The organism is Alkalibaculum bacchi, from assembly GCF_003317055.1.
Taxonomy (GTDB): domain Bacteria; phylum Bacillota; class Clostridia; order Eubacteriales; family Alkalibacteraceae; genus Alkalibaculum; species Alkalibaculum bacchi.
In genome coordinates, this window is sequence record NZ_QNRX01000009.1 from 41,330 (window position 1) to 57,685 (window position 16,356).

The 16,356-nt window shown below is 34.7% G+C and carries 16 protein-coding genes; 5 read left to right on the plus strand and 11 right to left on the minus strand.

What is annotated here, in order from left to right; translation table 11 throughout:
* Window positions 1-179: 179 nt before the first annotated feature.
* Window positions 180-425 (minus strand): CDGSH iron-sulfur domain-containing protein, encoded by a 246-nt coding sequence (locus DES36_RS07975; protein WP_242981734.1) that lies wholly within the window; start codon window positions 423-425, stop codon window positions 180-182.
* A gap of 363 nt (window positions 426-788) precedes the next feature.
* Here DES36_RS07975 and DES36_RS07980 point away from each other — a divergent pair, with 363 nt between their 5' ends.
* Complete coding sequence (locus DES36_RS07980) at window positions 789-995, plus strand: GMC oxidoreductase (protein WP_113920699.1); 207 nt, start codon at window positions 789-791, stop codon at window positions 993-995.
* Window positions 996-1,228: 233 nt separating this feature from the next.
* Here the strand turns inward: DES36_RS07980 and DES36_RS07985 are convergent, their stop codons facing one another.
* The gene (locus DES36_RS07985; RefSeq protein WP_170128234.1) at window positions 1,229-1,873 is read right to left on the minus strand and encodes a glutamine amidotransferase; all 645 of its coding nucleotides are present in this window, start codon (window positions 1,871-1,873) and stop codon (window positions 1,229-1,231) included.
* Between the two features lie 271 nt (window positions 1,874-2,144).
* Between DES36_RS07985 and DES36_RS07990 the strand changes: the two genes are divergently transcribed.
* Genes DES36_RS07990 through DES36_RS08000 form a run of 3 tightly spaced genes read left to right on the plus strand, consistent with a single transcriptional unit; the run spans window position 2,145 to window position 4,665 of the window.
* Window positions 2,145-3,083 (plus strand): metal ABC transporter substrate-binding protein, encoded by a 939-nt coding sequence (locus DES36_RS07990; RefSeq protein WP_113920701.1) that lies wholly within the window; start codon window positions 2,145-2,147, stop codon window positions 3,081-3,083.
* 9 nt (window positions 3,084-3,092) lie between these two features.
* Window positions 3,093-3,848 carry a metal ABC transporter ATP-binding protein gene (locus tag DES36_RS07995; RefSeq protein ID WP_113920702.1) on the plus strand — a complete coding sequence of 252 codons (756 nt, stop codon included), beginning with the start codon at window positions 3,093-3,095 and terminating at the stop codon, window positions 3,846-3,848.
* Window positions 3,835-4,665: a metal ABC transporter permease gene (locus tag DES36_RS08000; RefSeq protein WP_113920703.1), complete on the plus strand. Its 831-nt coding sequence runs from the start codon at window positions 3,835-3,837 to the stop codon at window positions 4,663-4,665. Before DES36_RS07995 ends, DES36_RS08000 begins: the two co-directional genes overlap by 14 nt.
* 266 nt (window positions 4,666-4,931) lie before the next feature.
* Here DES36_RS08000 and DES36_RS08005 read toward each other — a convergent pair whose 3' ends face one another.
* The 3 genes from DES36_RS08005 to DES36_RS08015 all read right to left on the minus strand — a co-directional run bounded on the left by DES36_RS08005 (window position 4,932) and on the right by DES36_RS08015 (window position 9,054).
* On the minus strand, window positions 4,932-6,203 hold the full coding sequence (locus DES36_RS08005; protein WP_113920704.1) for a M14 family metallopeptidase: 1,272 nt from the start codon (window positions 6,201-6,203) through the stop codon (window positions 4,932-4,934).
* 222 nt (window positions 6,204-6,425) lie between these two features.
* Window positions 6,426-7,193 carry a GGDEF domain-containing protein gene (locus DES36_RS08010; RefSeq protein ID WP_170128235.1) on the minus strand — a complete coding sequence of 256 codons (768 nt, stop codon included), beginning with the start codon at window positions 7,191-7,193 and terminating at the stop codon, window positions 6,426-6,428.
* A gap of 235 nt (window positions 7,194-7,428) precedes the next feature.
* On the minus strand, window positions 7,429-9,054 hold the full coding sequence (locus DES36_RS08015; RefSeq protein WP_113920706.1) for a putative manganese-dependent inorganic diphosphatase: 1,626 nt from the start codon (window positions 9,052-9,054) through the stop codon (window positions 7,429-7,431).
* A 174-nt stretch (window positions 9,055-9,228) separates the two neighbouring features.
* Here DES36_RS08015 and DES36_RS08020 point away from each other — a divergent pair, with 174 nt between their 5' ends.
* Window positions 9,229-9,972 (plus strand): VCBS repeat-containing protein, encoded by a 744-nt coding sequence (locus DES36_RS08020; RefSeq protein WP_113920707.1) that lies wholly within the window; start codon window positions 9,229-9,231, stop codon window positions 9,970-9,972.
* Between the two features lie 158 nt (window positions 9,973-10,130).
* On the opposite strand, the gene DES36_RS08025 is transcribed toward DES36_RS08020, so the two are convergent.
* The 6 genes from DES36_RS08025 to ytvI form a co-directional block, all read right to left on the minus strand.
* Window positions 10,131-11,303, minus strand: coding sequence for an ABC transporter permease (locus DES36_RS08025; RefSeq protein WP_113920708.1), 1,173 nt, complete (start codon window positions 11,301-11,303; stop codon window positions 10,131-10,133).
* Between the two features lie 10 nt (window positions 11,304-11,313).
* Window positions 11,314-11,985, minus strand: a complete 672-nt coding sequence (locus DES36_RS08030; protein ID WP_113920709.1) for an ABC transporter ATP-binding protein — start codon at window positions 11,983-11,985, stop codon at window positions 11,314-11,316.
* On the minus strand, window positions 11,985-12,875 hold the full coding sequence (locus tag DES36_RS08035) for an efflux RND transporter periplasmic adaptor subunit (RefSeq protein WP_113920710.1): 891 nt from the start codon (window positions 12,873-12,875) through the stop codon (window positions 11,985-11,987). Before DES36_RS08035 ends, DES36_RS08030 begins: the two co-directional genes overlap by 1 nt.
* 160 nt (window positions 12,876-13,035) lie before the next feature.
* Window positions 13,036-13,197 carry a hypothetical protein gene (locus DES36_RS14810; protein WP_170128236.1) on the minus strand — a complete coding sequence of 54 codons (162 nt, stop codon included), beginning with the start codon at window positions 13,195-13,197 and terminating at the stop codon, window positions 13,036-13,038.
* A gap of 165 nt (window positions 13,198-13,362) precedes the next feature.
* Complete coding sequence (locus DES36_RS08040) at window positions 13,363-14,901, minus strand: methylenetetrahydrofolate reductase C-terminal domain-containing protein (protein ID WP_113920711.1); 1,539 nt, start codon at window positions 14,899-14,901, stop codon at window positions 13,363-13,365.
* 364 nt (window positions 14,902-15,265) lie between these two features.
* Entirely contained in the window at window positions 15,266-16,351 is a 1,086-nt protein-coding gene (ytvI, locus tag DES36_RS08045; protein WP_170128237.1) for a sporulation integral membrane protein YtvI, read from the minus strand.
* Between the last annotated feature and the right edge of the window lie 5 nt (window positions 16,352-16,356).

Genomic DNA, 16,356 nt, shown 5'->3' on the forward strand with positions numbered 1-16,356 from the left:
TTATTTTAGATTATTAGGAAATATCAGGGGTATGATAGTTGGGAAAAAGCTACTGCTCATTAAAAAATACTTTTCTCTAATACCACAAAAAAGCGCAAAACCATCTAAAGTTTTCCCCTATCAAAGGAATCTAAAATGGCTTTGCGCTTCCTTTTTATTATACATTCAAACTACTTATATTAGAGTTTTTCGTGTGAACCATCACAGTATGGAGGATTTTTAGTTTGCTTGCATGCACATAGATAAACGGTATCATCTTTTTCTGCTGTAAATGCTAATGGTTCGAAAGAAGTGCCTTCATGTGATCCATCGCAAAATGGCTGCTTACCGCTTTTACCGCATGCACAATAGTAATATGTTTCACCTTTTTTTACATCAACAGGTATAAGTGCCTTTCCTGCTATTACAGGCTTTTCGATTTTCATCTCTCCTTAATTTCTTTTTAAATAATTTACCTAAAAATCTCCATCTTATTTTATGCATTAATTTATATTCTATACTATATATGTTTGATAAATTTCTATAAAATCCTGGAGCTGTAGGAAATGTGTTAAGGCTATACTACGGCAATAGAATTGGTTTAAAACTTAGAGTTTTAATATTTGTTACATTTTACTTCCAAGGAGTATTTCATATAATAGACTGTTATTATTTAAGAAGGGGGAAGTTATAGTGCCTTACAAAAATAATTGGATTCCCTCAAAAACCCTTGAAGAAATGTCAAAGACAAATTACGATGTACTTATTGTTGGAACTGGTCCTGGCGGTGGAGCAACCTTGTATAGACTGTGCCAACTGTGGAAATATCAGCGTGCAAAATCGGTACTGATCCATCTACTTCAGCTTCAAATCAACACAGTCAAATACACGGAGTTCCAGGTCTGTTTGTCAGCGATAATAGCGCTCTCCCTACCCTAACTGCAACTGGGGCAATTCTTTCTAATATTGCTTTATCAATGCGACTTGCGGATCATATTGTACGTGAATCAAAGTAGTATATGATTTCTTAGATTTTCCTTGCTTTGAATATAATAGTATTATAGATAAAAAAACTACATTCAGTATCATGCTGAATGTAGTTTTTTATGTGTGATAATAAAACTTGTTAATACCTAGTAAAAACAGTATAGATAACATATGCTCATCCCAGCAATATTATGATTTACATATCAAAAACATTTTAATCATGAGACTTTGTGCTTCTTCTTAATTACAAATTTAGAATACCTCAACCCGCAATCTTCACAAACTGCTTTAGAAGCCTTGCTCCGTAGGTTTTCTCAGGTTGTACATTTACCCCATCGTCTGTATACTCGGGATGAAATTGTACGCCCCAGATTTTATTGCCGAAGGCTACTGCATGTGACGATTCAAAGTGATTTCTGGCTAATACTTTGGCGTTATATGGCAATTTAGTTACTGTTTGTTTGTGAAAGGCATGTGCCGAAAAATCAGCTGGTAGTACGCTTAACAAAGGGTCTTTTTTACCTTCTTCTGTTAGCTGAATATCTACTTCTCCCTTTTCCTCTCCCAACTTATGATAATCTACGGAACCACCTAGAGTATGGGCAAGAAGTTGATGGCCGAAGCATATTCCTAGAATTGCAATATCCTTTTGAACGATATCCTTTAACCAATTTGATACTTCTACACACCATGGTTCCTTATCTGTTACCATAGCTGGAGAACCTGTGATGATGATCGAGGATACGCCATCTAATGAAATTGGGATGCTATTTTTATAGACGCAAGAGACGATTACATCTTCGCGGGATAAACCAGCGTATTTTGCAATGCGAAAATCGCAATCTCCGCATCGTTGAATTACGGATTTATTTGAAGAACCTGTTTTAATAATTAAAAGTTTGCCCATAATCATACCACCAACCATTTTCCTTATATCGTATTAATCATATATGTTTAATATATTTTATTACACAAGGCATTATTTGTCAACAAATATTCATCTCACCACTATATTTTATGAATTTATAAGGATACTGTCATGAAAATAGCACATGAGCACGGATTTAAAAGCTTAATATACTTGTATTTTTTGACTTTTAAGGATAATATATTTATAATAGTCTAAATGCAAATGATTTGCATTTAGATAGATAGTATTAAATAAGGAGGTAATTTATATGAGACGACAGATTACATTATGGTCTTTATTCATTTTATTAATAGTTCTATTAACTGCCTGCAGCACTACCCCAAAAAACACCTCTGCGGTTGAAAGTAAAAATGACAATAATATTACGACATATGCTAGCATCTATCCTATGTACGACTTTGCATCAAAGATTGGTGGAGACAAAATCAATCTATCTACTATGGTGCCATCTGGTACAGAGCCTCATGATTGGGAGCCAACGGCTATGAACATTACTCATTTAGAAGAAGCGGATGTTTTTATCTATAATGGCGCAGGTATGGAGCACTGGGTTGAGGATGTATTAGCATCTCTTCAAAATGAAAAAATCATTGTTGTAGAAGCTTCTAATAATGTAGATTTTATCAAAGGACATTCTCATAGTGAAAAACACGAAGAAGACACAACCCATGACCCTCACGTTTGGTTATATCCTTTAAATGCAAAGATACAAATGGAAAACATCAAAAACGCATTTGTAGAGGCAGATCCTAGTAATGCAGGTTACTACGAAGCAAATTATAAAAAATACGCTGCTGAGTGTGATGCATTAGATCAAGAATTCAAAGATACTCTCGCTCCTCTTGTCAATAAGGATATTATCGTCTCTCATGAAGCCTATGGGTACTTAAGTGAAGCTTATGACCTGCATCAAATAGGTATTGAAGGATTATCTGCTGATTCAGACCCAGATCCAGCTCGAATGGCTGAAATCATTGACCTTGCAAAAGAAAAAAATATTGAGACCATTTTCTTTGAAGAAACTGTAAGTTCTAAAGTAGCAGAAACTATTGCAAAGGAGGTAGGTGCAAAAACAGCAGTACTAAGCCCCATTGAAGGCCTTAGCAATGAACAAGAGTCTGCTGGTGACGACTATTTTTCTGTTATGAGACAAAATTTAGATGCACTAAAGAGCGCATTACAATAGGAGAAGTATATGAAAATAATCGAAGTAAACAATATAAGTTTTGGTTACAGCAATATGCCCATCTTTTCGGAAGTCGACTTTACAATAAATAAAGGGGATTTTGTAGCCATTATAGGAGCCAATGGCTCTGGAAAAAGTACTTTGTTAAAACTAGTATTAGGCGAACTGGTTCCATCTACTGGGCAGATTCGCCTTTTTAATGAAGACGTACAACACTTTAAAGAATGGTCTAAAATTGGCTATGTGCCTCAAAAGGGTCTTTCTTCTCACTCTAACTTCCCTGCAACTGCAGAAGAAATTGTAATGGCTAATCTTTTTTCTCAAATTGGACTACTTCGATTTCCCAAAAAAGAACATCGTGAAAAAGCTCATACTGCACTCAAACAAGTTGGCATGCAAGAGTATGCAAAAGAGCTAATTGGCAATCTTTCTGGTGGGCAACTTCAAAGAGTCATGTTAGCAAGAGTCATGGTTAATGAACCAGATATTATGATTTTAGATGAACCAACTACAGGCCTCGATACTGAGACCATAAAAGGCCTATACCAGTGGTTAAACAAGATTAACAAAGAAGCAGGACTTACCATACTTATGGTTACTCACGACATTGCCAATGTACACCAGCATGTATCTAGAATCCTTTGTTTAGAAGAGGGCTCTCTAATTGAACTAAATAAAGAACAAATCCATCATGAGTTATCTCACAAACATAAGCATCCAAAGAATAATAAAGCAGAAAGGATCGATAAAAATGGCGATATTTGAATACACTTTTATGCAAAGAGCTTTCATCGTAGGTATTTTGCTCGCTATTATTATTCCTTGCATTGGCATTATTGTAGTGTTAAAAAGGCTTTCGATGATTGGTGATGCCCTTTCACATAATTCTCTAGCAGGTGTGGCAGCTGGTCTAGTCATGGGTATTAATCCTATTGTAGGAGCTATGATTTCAAGTATTATTGCAGCCCTTGCTATTGAGTACATTCGCAAAAAAATTCCTAGATATTCAGAAATGTCTATAGCCATCATTATGTCTGCTGGTGTAGGTTTAGCTGGTATTTTATCTGGCTTTATAGATAACTCGGCTAATTTTAATAGCTTTTTATTTGGAAGTATTGTAGCCATTAGTGATTTTGAGCTGTATCTAGTAATTGTAATCAGCCTTTGCGTTATGCTCTCTTTTATTTTCTTATTTAAAGAGCTCTTTTTTATATCTCTTGATGAGCGTTCAGCTAGGCTTGCAGGAATTCCAGTAAAGAGTATTAATTTTATATTTACCATACTCACTGCTATTACCGTATCCGTAGCAGCTCGAACAGTAGGAGCCCTTATTGTATCTTCCCTAATGGTCGTCCCAGTAGCTTGTGCTATGCAGTTTGCAAAGAGCTATAAACACACGGTTTTATACTCTGTATTCTTTGCCGTTTTATTTACGATTGCAGGACTATTTCTCTCTTACTACGCAAGTTTAAAGCCAGGAGGGACTATTGTGCTTATCGGGGTTGTGACTTTGCTTGGGATTTTATTTGAAAAGAAAGTGATCAGGTGGGCAGGTGGCCGGGTGATCAGCAAAAACACGTAAGCCACCGCTGGTGGCTTTTTTGCTAGATTAGGAGATGAGAAATTAACGATGAAAACTTGTTTCAGTTGTAAGAATCACAGATCCTTCGCTTTGCTCAAGGATGACTCTTGCAGGAGCTCGAGTCTAAAAAACTCGCCCGAAGGGAGTAGTGATTTTGCTTACCACATTGCTGGATTATACAGTTTCACATAAAAAGTCCAACGTTTTAACGATGGACTTAATTATTATTGTATATGAAATTTTTCTCAACTTTCCGCATTTAGCTTTTAGATAATTGGTGCTAATAACATGACCTCCTCATTATCATTATAAATCCTATCGAACTGACTTATAGGAAGTGGGTTTACGCCTAGGCCTACTTCAAAAGTATAACCTGGTCGATAGAATTCCTCTATAAACCAATCTTTGTATCCTGCATAGGCTGCTTCGTATGGAACATCTGCTAATTGGTATCCTGTAGAGCGAGCAAATACTTCCCCATATTCTCTAGCCCCTGGTGGAGTCATCCCTTGGTAAAGCCAGAAGATAACCTCTCCTTGAGTGTGATAAGCTATAACTAACTTAAAATTGTGCCCTCTCGTAAATTCTGTCATTGCCTGAGTTTCAGGTTCTGATAGTGGAGAAGGGCCCCCGTATCTGGTAGGTGCAGGTCCCGTTACGCCAAATTCTATCTCTTGAGCTTTTGCCTCTTCCCAACTTGCCGGATAATTTCTATTTAAGTCTACGCCTCTGGCATTCGCCTTCCACACTAAATTAAGAGGTAATCCTGTATTATTCCACCTGGCATAATCATTATAGTATGGATTTGATGGCTGTGGTCCATTTAAGACAATATCCACACCATCAGGATTTACCATAGGAACAATATAAATACTACTTCTATTCCATATATCTCGAATATCATAACCCCTTATAGATCTGCCTGAAGAATAGGCTTTAGAGAAATTCTCAATAAATTTCATAAGAAGAGGCGTGGTAATCCACTCTAATCCGTGATGTGCTCCATTGTAAGAGACCTCTACTGGTCCTCTGCCTATTCGTATATAGTATAGTTCCTTACCTAATAAGCTTTGTCCAATGGTTCCGACTTCAAGGAAAGGATACCGGACTTGAAGTCCTCGGATATCTCTCTCCATAATTTCATAAGTATAGTCAATATTTGTAAAAACCACATCTATACCGTAGGGCACTATAATTTCCTGCCCTACTTGTAAATTTATTGGGTCTACATTAGGATTTGCAGTGACTATGGCATTTACTGTGGTGTAATATTTTTGAGCAATTTTGTAGAAAGTATCTCCTGGTTGTATGATGTAGGTATCATATCCTTCTAAGAACCTTTCAAAATAAATCCATGTATTGGGACCCACTATTCCATCAGCTACTAATCCATTATCTCTCTGAAAAGCCATTACGGCTCTTTGTGTCTGAGTGCCGAAAATACCATCAACTGCCCCAGCAGGATATCCTATTCGATTGAGTAAACTTTGAATGAGTTTTACATTCGATCCTGTAGATCCAATTCTTAATATCTCCACCTATTTTGCTCCTTTCCTCATACTTTTTCTATTTATAATACGAAAATAAAGATGTTTCCGTGAATAAAATTAGTTCTAACTTTTACATTGTAAGTTCTATGTAAAAGCTTTTAGATTACTAGCAGGAAGTCAAGTAAGCTAAAAGGAGGAACTTCACATTCTACTTTCAGCTTTCCACAATGACAAAAACTCAGGACAATATTATCCTGAGTTTTTTGATAGCTATAAATTAATTTTTTCATTACACTTCAAATTTTTGGGTTTGTTTAGGATTTCCTTTCCGTATATAACGATTTTGGCATCTTCTTGATTGCCCTTAGCATTACAAAGAGCCTCTACAGCATTTCTAAATAGAACCTCTGTAGCTTCTTTTTTATCCACAAATTTAATTCCTACAGAAGTAGATAGCCTAATGTTTTTTTCTGATAGTGCTTGATTTTCCTTGATGTTTATTTGGATCTGCTTCATAAGCACTTTTGCATTTTGTGCTGGACAATTACTTAGAATAATGAGAAAAGCATCTCCCTTATACCTAGCTACAATATCGCAATATCGCATGTTTTCTCTAATAGACTTTGCAGTAACTTTTAATACTAAATCTCCAATTACTGTATCAAACTTCTCATTAATTTCCTTAAAATCATCGATATCTAACATAACTAAAGAAAAAGGAATCTCCATCTTTTGCATGAGTTTAACGAAGTAATCAAAATTGTATAGCTGAGTTAGCGTATCAAATTTTACCAGATCATGCGGTTCTTTTTCATTCTTTTGATAAAGGTGTTGCTTGTATGCTTTAATCCCAAAAAAAATCAGATAGGCTAAAGCTATAACAAAAAGAATTCCCAATAGGATAACTATCAACAAATTATTCCGTAACATCTCAGCAACATTGACATTTAATAATCCTAATGTTATAAGCGTTATTATAACTCCTAAAACAAACATTACGATAGATGTCGTCAATACTACTTTCGAATTATTTGACATCATAATACCCCTTTTAATTTCAATCTATAGTCTATTTTTATACTATAAATATGCGGATTAGCTCTATTATATTTACATCATACAGTTAAGTTGTCTTACTCAAAGACAAAACTCATCTCCGTAAGTTAATCCGTTTGCTGTCAATATTATACCATAATTATAGAAGTCACTCGTATATTATTATTATTGAATGATTTCACTTAGAATCGAAAGAGGTATTTCATTTCCGCTTTTACTACTTGGAATTTCTTATGCCCTCAATTAATGCAGGTATGATTTGTTTTTTTCTAGATACACATTCTTCAATAAAAGTTCCTTGTTCCATCTTTTTGTTAAAGGAAGCTTCTAATATATTTTTTCGGTTTTCATTATAGAATAGGTAGGACCCTTGTCTAATAATATCTGTTACGATAAGAAGTGTAGCAAATTGTCCCTTTTGAGCATTTGTCTCTTCTATAATATTCAAGTATTCAGACGTTTTTTCTTTTACAGATTCGATATTTAGGGTAAATACTTGAGCTACACCTACTCTCATACCTTCTAGGCTAAATTCTTTATAGTCGTTAAAGAATACTTCATGAACATCTAGTCCCGTAATATCTGTACCCTTTCTAAACATCTCCATTGCATAATCTTGTAGATCCATTCCTAAAAGTTCGGTGAGCTCTTCTACAGCTTGTACATCTTTTTTCGTTGTCGTTGGGGATTTTAATAGCAATGTGTCTGAAATAATACCAGATATCATGATTCCAGCAATAGGGTGTGGAATTTTAATTTGGTTTTCTTTATACATTTGATAGATAATCGTATTCGTGCTGCCCACTGGTAAATTTCTAAAGCCAATGGGTATATTCGTAGAAATATCCCCTATTTTATGGTGGTCTACAATCTCAAGAATTTCTGCCTGTTCAATTCCATCAGCACTTTGCGCGTATTCATTGTGATCTACTAGGATAACTCTTTTCTTCTTAGGCGAGATAATATGACTTCTACCTAATATTCCTAAATAATAACCCTCTTCATCAACAATAGGAAACTTTGAATGACCTGATTTTCGAATGACTTCCTTACATTCATCGAGATATTCGTTTTCTCTGAAGAATAAAATGTCCTGATCTATCATAATATTGCTAGCATAATTCGTTAGATAAATCAGTTTAGAGGTGCTATAAGTATCCATTTTCGTACGGATAATATTAACTTTTTTGTTCATTGCTTCTTCTAACAAATCATCACTTAACCATGATTCCCCTGTAATAACAATTAGTGCTACTCCTTTTTCTATAGCAGCCTTTATTACTTCATCGCGGTCACCTACAATTACAATGCTATCTTCTGTCAATAAATGTAGTTTTTCAATAGTGTTTAAGTGAAAAGCCGTTACTAAGATATTGCCATCAATATGTTCTTTATGCCTTGAAACAGCATGCCCCTCTAATCCATTTAAAACATTTGTATAGCAACTATGCAGCTTTCTTTGATCTTCCTTAATAAGACTCATGGCAATATCTTTCATTGTAATGAGTCCAGCAAATTTGTTATTCTCAAAGATAATAGGTAGGGTTCTAACCCGATTTTCCGTCATAAAATTATAAGCGTCTAATATCGAATCTTTTGATTTAAATGTAGCGATTTTATCGTAATTTAAGTCTCTAATCTGAGTTCGAACATTTTCTAATAATACAGGTTTATCTATCTGAAAAGAATGTAAAACAAATTCTGTTTCTTTACTTATTTCACCCAATATATAAGGCTCTGTATTTTCGCCTAGACTATTTTTTAAATAAGAGAAGGATATGGCTGATGTTACACTATCCGTATCTGGGTTCTTATGTCCAAAAATCAAGGTTTTTCTATCCATGTAATACCTCTATTCTTATGTATTATCAATAATATTATATATATACCAATTTAGATAAAGGAAGTCAAGGATAAACTAAAATGTAACAAATAGAGATTTTTTCTATAAGGGATTCATACACCAATACTAGCAAAAACGCATAATATAGTACTATATTAAATAGGAGGTATAAATATGCAGTATGATGGTTTCAAGAAAGTCTCTTATAGATATTATTTTCTTGACTTTAAGCTTGGAGATGTAACTGGAGACGGTTATGTAGACAGAGTGTATCTAATCGGTGAAAAGACTTCTAAACAAGATCTATTTTCAGATAATATATCTATTGTTATTCATGATGGTCGAACAAACCAATTGATTCGAATTCAAATGAAGTATGCTGCAGGCTACAATGCCAAACTCTTTCTCGGCAACTTTACCAGCAAAAATAAGTTTGATATATTAGTAAAAATTGATACTGGCGGTAGTGGTGGTTATATATTATCTTATTTATATAGTTTGAATAATGAAACAATTAATTTGCTCCTAGATTCCGAGAGCTTTGAACGCATATCCTTGTACGATGTGAATTTTCTAGACCATTTTAATGTAGAGATAATGAGTAAAGCAAGAGATGTATCCTTTACATTAAGCATCCTAAATCGAAAAGACGCATACATAAAGGCAGGTCTCTATACAGAGGATGGAAAACTCGTAAAACCAACAGAAGGAGCCGTCCTAGCATTAGGAGCAGCTTATCCCATTATCGATGACTATCATGGATTATTTAAACTTTTGACATATCAAAGAATTATTGGCATAAACAATGCAGATGACCTAGGCGCCATTGAAAGCTATTTGACTTGGAACGGAGAGTACATGGAAGTAGAAAGAGTTAATGTGAGTTTAATCCCCAACGACTCCGTCGTTGGAGATTAAACTCACAAGTCGCTAGTCTTTAGTCATTAGACTCTAGCTTGCATGTGTTCCTCTTGGGTCGTTTAGCTACCTTCGGTAGCTTTTTTTGACCAGTAAGGAATCCTCTAAAACTAAGGACTAGTGACTATTTCTTGCTATCGACTAGAAGTTTAGTGTTTTTATAAACTTCTGAGAGCGTCTATTGGATTTAGTTTGCTCGCCTTTCTTGCAGGAGCGTAGCCAAAGATAATTCCTACAGCTGCCGAAAATCCGACTGCTAGGATAATAGTACCTGTAGATATAGAAAAGCTCGTGCCAATAATTGTGGATGTAATATAGGCTATTAGTGCTCCTAATAGAAGACCAATTATACCGCCAAATATGGAAAGAAAGATGGATTCAATAATAAACTGAATTTGTATGCTATTTGGCGTGGCGCCTAGGGCTTTACGAAGGCCGATCTCCGTTGTTCTTTCCGTAACAGACACGAGCATCATATTCATAATTCCAATGCCTCCTACAACAAGTGAGATGGCTGCAATTCCACCAAGTAACATGGACATCATAGACATAACCGTCTGAAAAGACTCGATCATATCTCCCATATTAAAAACAGTATAAGCATCTTCATTTTGATTAAATACTTGATATAAGGCGCCCTTTATATCTTTTACTGTTTGATCTGCTAAGTTTACATCTTCTAGGTAAACGTCAAAAGATGATACGTTTTTGACGCCTAGGCTCCTAAGAGCTGTCGTATATGGAATAATCACCGTATCATTATTAGACTCTAAGCCAAATTCATTAGAAGGGGTTAGAGTACCTATTATTTTATAGGTAGTGCCATTAACGATAAGCTCTTTTCCAATAGGATTTATTCCGTAAAAGAGTTCTTTAACAATATTGTTCCCTATAATAGCTACCTGGTTTTTGCTTTCAATATCCAATCTATTTATGGGTCTTCCTGATTTTAAAAGGCTTGAATCTACATTAAAGTAAACCTCATTTTTTCCTTGTACAGATACGTCCTCCATAGCATCTTTTTTGTATACTACAGCAGAACTACCTGATATAGTAGGCGACAATCCACTAATATTTTCCAATTCTGAAATTTGACTAATTTCATCATCTGTTAAACCTTGTTTTATAGTAGTACCCATGGTGCTTACCATAATCTTGTTGGCACCAAGGTCTGTAATCTGTTGATTAATGCTGTTCGTTGCTCCTTGAACAATGGTAATTAAAGCAATAATCGAGGCAACTCCAATGACGATTCCCAGCATTGTTAAAATAGAACGGAGTTTGTTGCTGATTATATTTTCCCATGACATTTTTATGCTTTCAAATAACACAACTTCACCCCTATTCCGTTAAGTATCCATCTAAAATATGGACTACCCTCTTTGCATACTTTGCAATATTCGTGTCATGAGTGATCATGATAATGGTCCTTCCCTCTTGATTGATCTCTTCAAAAAGTTCCATTACTTGGTTACCTGTCTTTTGATCTAAAGCTCCTGTAGGTTCATCTGCTAAGAGAATAGTAGGTTCTGTTACTAATGCTCTTGCTATAGCCACCCTTTGTTGTTGGCCACCTGAAAGTTGATTGGGATAATTTCTCATTCGGTCTCCTAATCCAACCTTTTCTAGCATTGAAGCTGCTCTTTCCCTTCTTTCTCCTGCAGGTACACCAGCATATACCAGGGGAAGTTCTACGTTTTTTAAAGCGCTTGATTTAGGCAAAAGCTGAAAACTTTGAAAAACAAATCCAATTTCCTTGTTTCTCGCTTTAGCTAGGGCCACTTCATCGTAGCTTTCAATATCTAAGCCCGAAAGATAATACTTGCCTTTTGTAGGAACATCTAGGCAACCAATAATATTCATTATAGTAGATTTACCTGATCCGGAAGGACCTAATATGGATAAAAACTCTCCACTATGAACTTTTAGATTAACATTATGCAAAACCTCAATTTCTTCTTCACCCATGTAGTAGCTTTTACAAATCGTTTCCATGTTTAGGATCTCAGACATTATTTTTCGCCTCCGCCAATGCCATTTTCCCGGTGTTCTCTAGTCATGACCATCGCTTCAAATCCATTAGCTTCTGTATAGTACACTGTTTCACCTGCAGATACGCCCTTTTTAATCTCTACGGTAATGCCATCATTAATACCTACTTCAATTTTCTCTTTGTAGATCTCTCTATTTTCATCTTTTTTCTGTACATAGGCTTCATTATTGTCTTCAAATTGAATTGCGCTCATAGGCAAAGACACCACGTCCTTTACTTCATGGCTTAAGACCTTAATTTCTGCAGACATACCAATTTTAATGTTTTCCTCTTCTTCTAAGTCAATAGTAGCCGTAAAAAAGGTTACTCCATTTTCCACTTGGCCTTCTTTTGATATGCTCTTGATTTTACCCTTAATTTCCTTATCAATTGCGCTAATGGTTACCGTAGCATCCATACCTTCTTTTATAGCACCTAAGTCGTATTCATCTACTTTTACGATAATCTCCATGTTCTTGTAATCTGTAATATCCATTAGGGGCGACGCAGCCATTACTTGTTCATCTTCTTTGACGTGAATTTTTGAAATCTCACCATTGATTTTGCTCTCAATGTCTTCCCCATATGAAGTCTCAAATAGAACGTCTCCTTCTTCTACCATATCTCCTTCTTCTACTTTGATTTCAGATATTTGCATAACTTTATCAGCTATGACATTTTGTTTGTTTTGGGATTCTACATTCCCTGAAAAATGATAATAAGCAGCGATATCTCCTTTTTTAGCTTCTGCACTTTCGTAAATTGTGGCCTCAGGTTTTGAAGCAAATGTCGTTGCAACTGCAATAATCCCAATAATGATAATTCCAACTATAAAAGCTTTGCGCTTTTTTGATTTTTTTCTTACACTCATTTACTGCCTCCATCTTGCATATTTATAATTTTAATTCCCAAAAGATTACAAAAAAAGTATACCAATTTTTTCTTAAGTTAACATTAATTTTATCATGTAAAAAGGCAATATCCAAAAGTAGATACTGCCTAGGGTAGATGTATATTATAATGGTCTTTAATCAATCGTATAGGATTGGATTTGCTTTTTCGTGTCCTGCTTTTGCTTTACCTTGAATTTCAGGTACTGGAGGTACGTCATTTTTCTTTCTTTTGTGTTTTTTATTGCTCTCTGTACCATGAGGATCACTAGGATCTGGTCTTCGCATTCCAGCCTTAGCCATTTTTATCACCGCCTTATACGATTTTAATTTTATTATTTGATTTAAAATAAAATTTATTCTTTTTTAGAATACTATATTTCTAATTATTTACGCTCTGTTTAAAATGAATATTAAATCTTGTACTATTTTTAAAAATTAGCAAAAAAAACGCCCAAAAGGGCATTTTTAGTCGTCATTTCTATGATTATAGTCTCTTTCATTGAAGAAGTTTAACCATGAAGATGTTTGATATAGATTCCAATCTGCCGGTGGAGCGTATCTATTGTTCATAATGTATTCTTTTCCATCGTGCTTCAATTTTTCATACATATTAACATAGATGCATCGTTTTTCTCCAGGGTATACTTCACACCATCCGTCTTTTCCACCGCCACAAGCACCATTTCTTTGATGTTTGGCACATTGAGACATCGGACACTGGAAAGCCAGTTCGTGCATTACGCAGTCTCCACAGAATTTACATTCATTTGTTAATGTTTTAGTGTAATATTCTGCATATGTAAATGGCTTTTTAAGAGCAGATTTGTCTATTTTTTTAGCAAACCATTTAATCATTGGATAAAGTGGTGCTTGCTCGCTTAATGCTAGCTTATGAACCATACTAAAGCTCCAATAGAATAAAGAAGTACTCTTCTCACCTGTTTTACTTCGGTCTACTGGCGTTGTTGTATTTAAGCCAGTCTTTTCATCTTTTTCGAAGAAATAGAATCCATTCTGTTCTGGATAATCAAATTCTTTGACAAGGGCTTGCCAATTTGGCGCAAATTCTTCTCCTTTATCAAGGATAAACTTAATATCTTCGTATTTAATACCATGACCAGCTATAGTGACCCCATCATAGCCGATTCCCTTCAATACAGCAAATAATTTAGCGGCACGAAGCAATTGTCTTTCTTTATTGTTTTCAAACTCTTTCTTTTCTGCCTCTAAATCCTTTAAGAATTCATCTGTGACGACAGCACCAGGTATTACACCCCTGTTCATCATCTTTGCTACGCCTAATGTTAATATGTATATATTACCAATAATAGGAACATTTAGTTCAAATTTATCTACATACTTTCTGAGTTCATCAAATTTACGTGCGTCCCAGCCTACTTGTGTAATAATATACTTTGCACCAGCAGCAACCTTTTGGTGTAGTTTAGCGTATTGAGCCATAGTCTCTGCTTCTAAGGACTTAAATGGAGAAACAACAGCTCCAGCAAAGAAGTCTGTCTCAGGAAATTTTTTTAATTTACCCCTCATTGGAACTTCTAGACCAGCATTTAATTTTTCGATCATTCTAACAGCCTGAACACTGTCTACATCGAATACTGGTTTTGGTCTTCCATTATAACCAGCAGTCACATAGTCACCAGTCATCACTAATAAATTCTTTAGACCTACTCTATCTAATGCATATAATTCTGATTCTATTTCATTTCTATTCTTATCCTTACAAGTAAAGTGGATAAGAGCATCTATACCTAAATCCTCAACTTCTTTAGACAATCCCGCCGGGTGAATTGCTGGTGTACCGCTAGGATTATCTGTCAGAGTAATAGCATTGATTCTCGGATCTTTTACTGCAGCTTTTGCGCATAGTGCAACAGCATCTTGATCCTTTTCGTGTGAGCCTCGTCCTGGAACAAGTTCCCAGGTTACTGAAAATTTGTCCTTATCTAAAACTGCGTCTTTAAATGGAACTCTTTCTACAGACATTGCATCCTCCTTAAGTCATTGACTATTGATAATTTGTATTTGAAAAATGTATGAACTCGTTTTCACAATAGTACATATAAATGTCCTTCTAAACACATTATAGCATCTTTTTTTGTTTTATAAACGATAGTTAAAAAATAGCCACACATGTATATACAAGTTAGTATTTAAAGCTTTTATTCTAAATTCTATGTCATGAGTTCTAAGTATAATTATCCAAATTCTGATATGAAATCTATATAAAATCATGAGATTATATATAAAAACACAAGTAATATGCTTTGGAAGCTCTCTTGATTCTTGACAATTTCTTGACTTATCATTTTGTAATAAAAAAGCTAGAAAATACTTTTGTTAGTATTTTCTAGCTTTTTTGTATAAATAACAATTCTTTTAAGTTCTTTCCTTTAAACGCTACAGCAAAGATACTTTTTATAATCAAAAGGGTAATTGGTCCAACGATCAAACCACTAGCCCCTAATATTTGTAATCCAATATACATAGCCCCTAGAGTCATCAGCGGATGTACACCAATTTGTGCTCCAATAATTTTAGGTTCTACAACTTGCCTTACAACTAATACTACTAAATACAGAATGATTAGAGAAATACCCAAACCAATATCTCCCGTAATCAAAGATATGATCGCCCAAGGGATTAGAATTCCACCTGTCCCTAAAACAGGTAATATATCAAAGATAGCAATGATAACAGCCAAAACCACTGCATACTTTACCCTCATAATACTAAAGCCAATCAGAAGCTCTGTAAAGGTCACTAGCATGATTAGTATATAAGCTCTTATGAGCCTTAATATTTGACTTATTACATCGTTTTTTATAAAACTAATTTGATCGTACCAGTCTTCAGGCAGTTGTCTTCGAATCTTCTTTTTAAAATCGTCTTTATCTCCTAGGAAAAAATAAGTAGAAAACAGAGTAATTATAACAAAGATTAAAACCGTAGGTAAAGATATCGCCGTATTTACGAGATACTTGACACCATTATTTGCAAAATTAGCTAAACTAGATACGATAACTGCTAATTGATCCACTAAAAAGTCTAATACCTCTTGAGGCAATTCAATTAGTTGATCACTGCTGTTTAAAAAGTTAATAATGGAGTTATACCAATCATTCAAAAATATAGGAAGTACTTCAAAAAGCTCTTTAGCCTGTATGATTAACTTAGATACTAGAAGGGTAATAGCCAGACCAATAAACGTTAAAACCAATACGATGCAAATAATAGAGGCTAACTTTCTTGGCATTTTCACTTTTCGCACTAACAATTTTACTAATGGTTCTAAAAACATTGATAATATAAGAGCGATGAGAAAGGGTGCAATGTATTGAATCGACTTAAAAAATAGAAATATACCCAAAAATATTCCAATTGTCATAACAAAAAACTTTTTCGCTTTTTCCGGATCAATTATGTAATTATTCATCATTT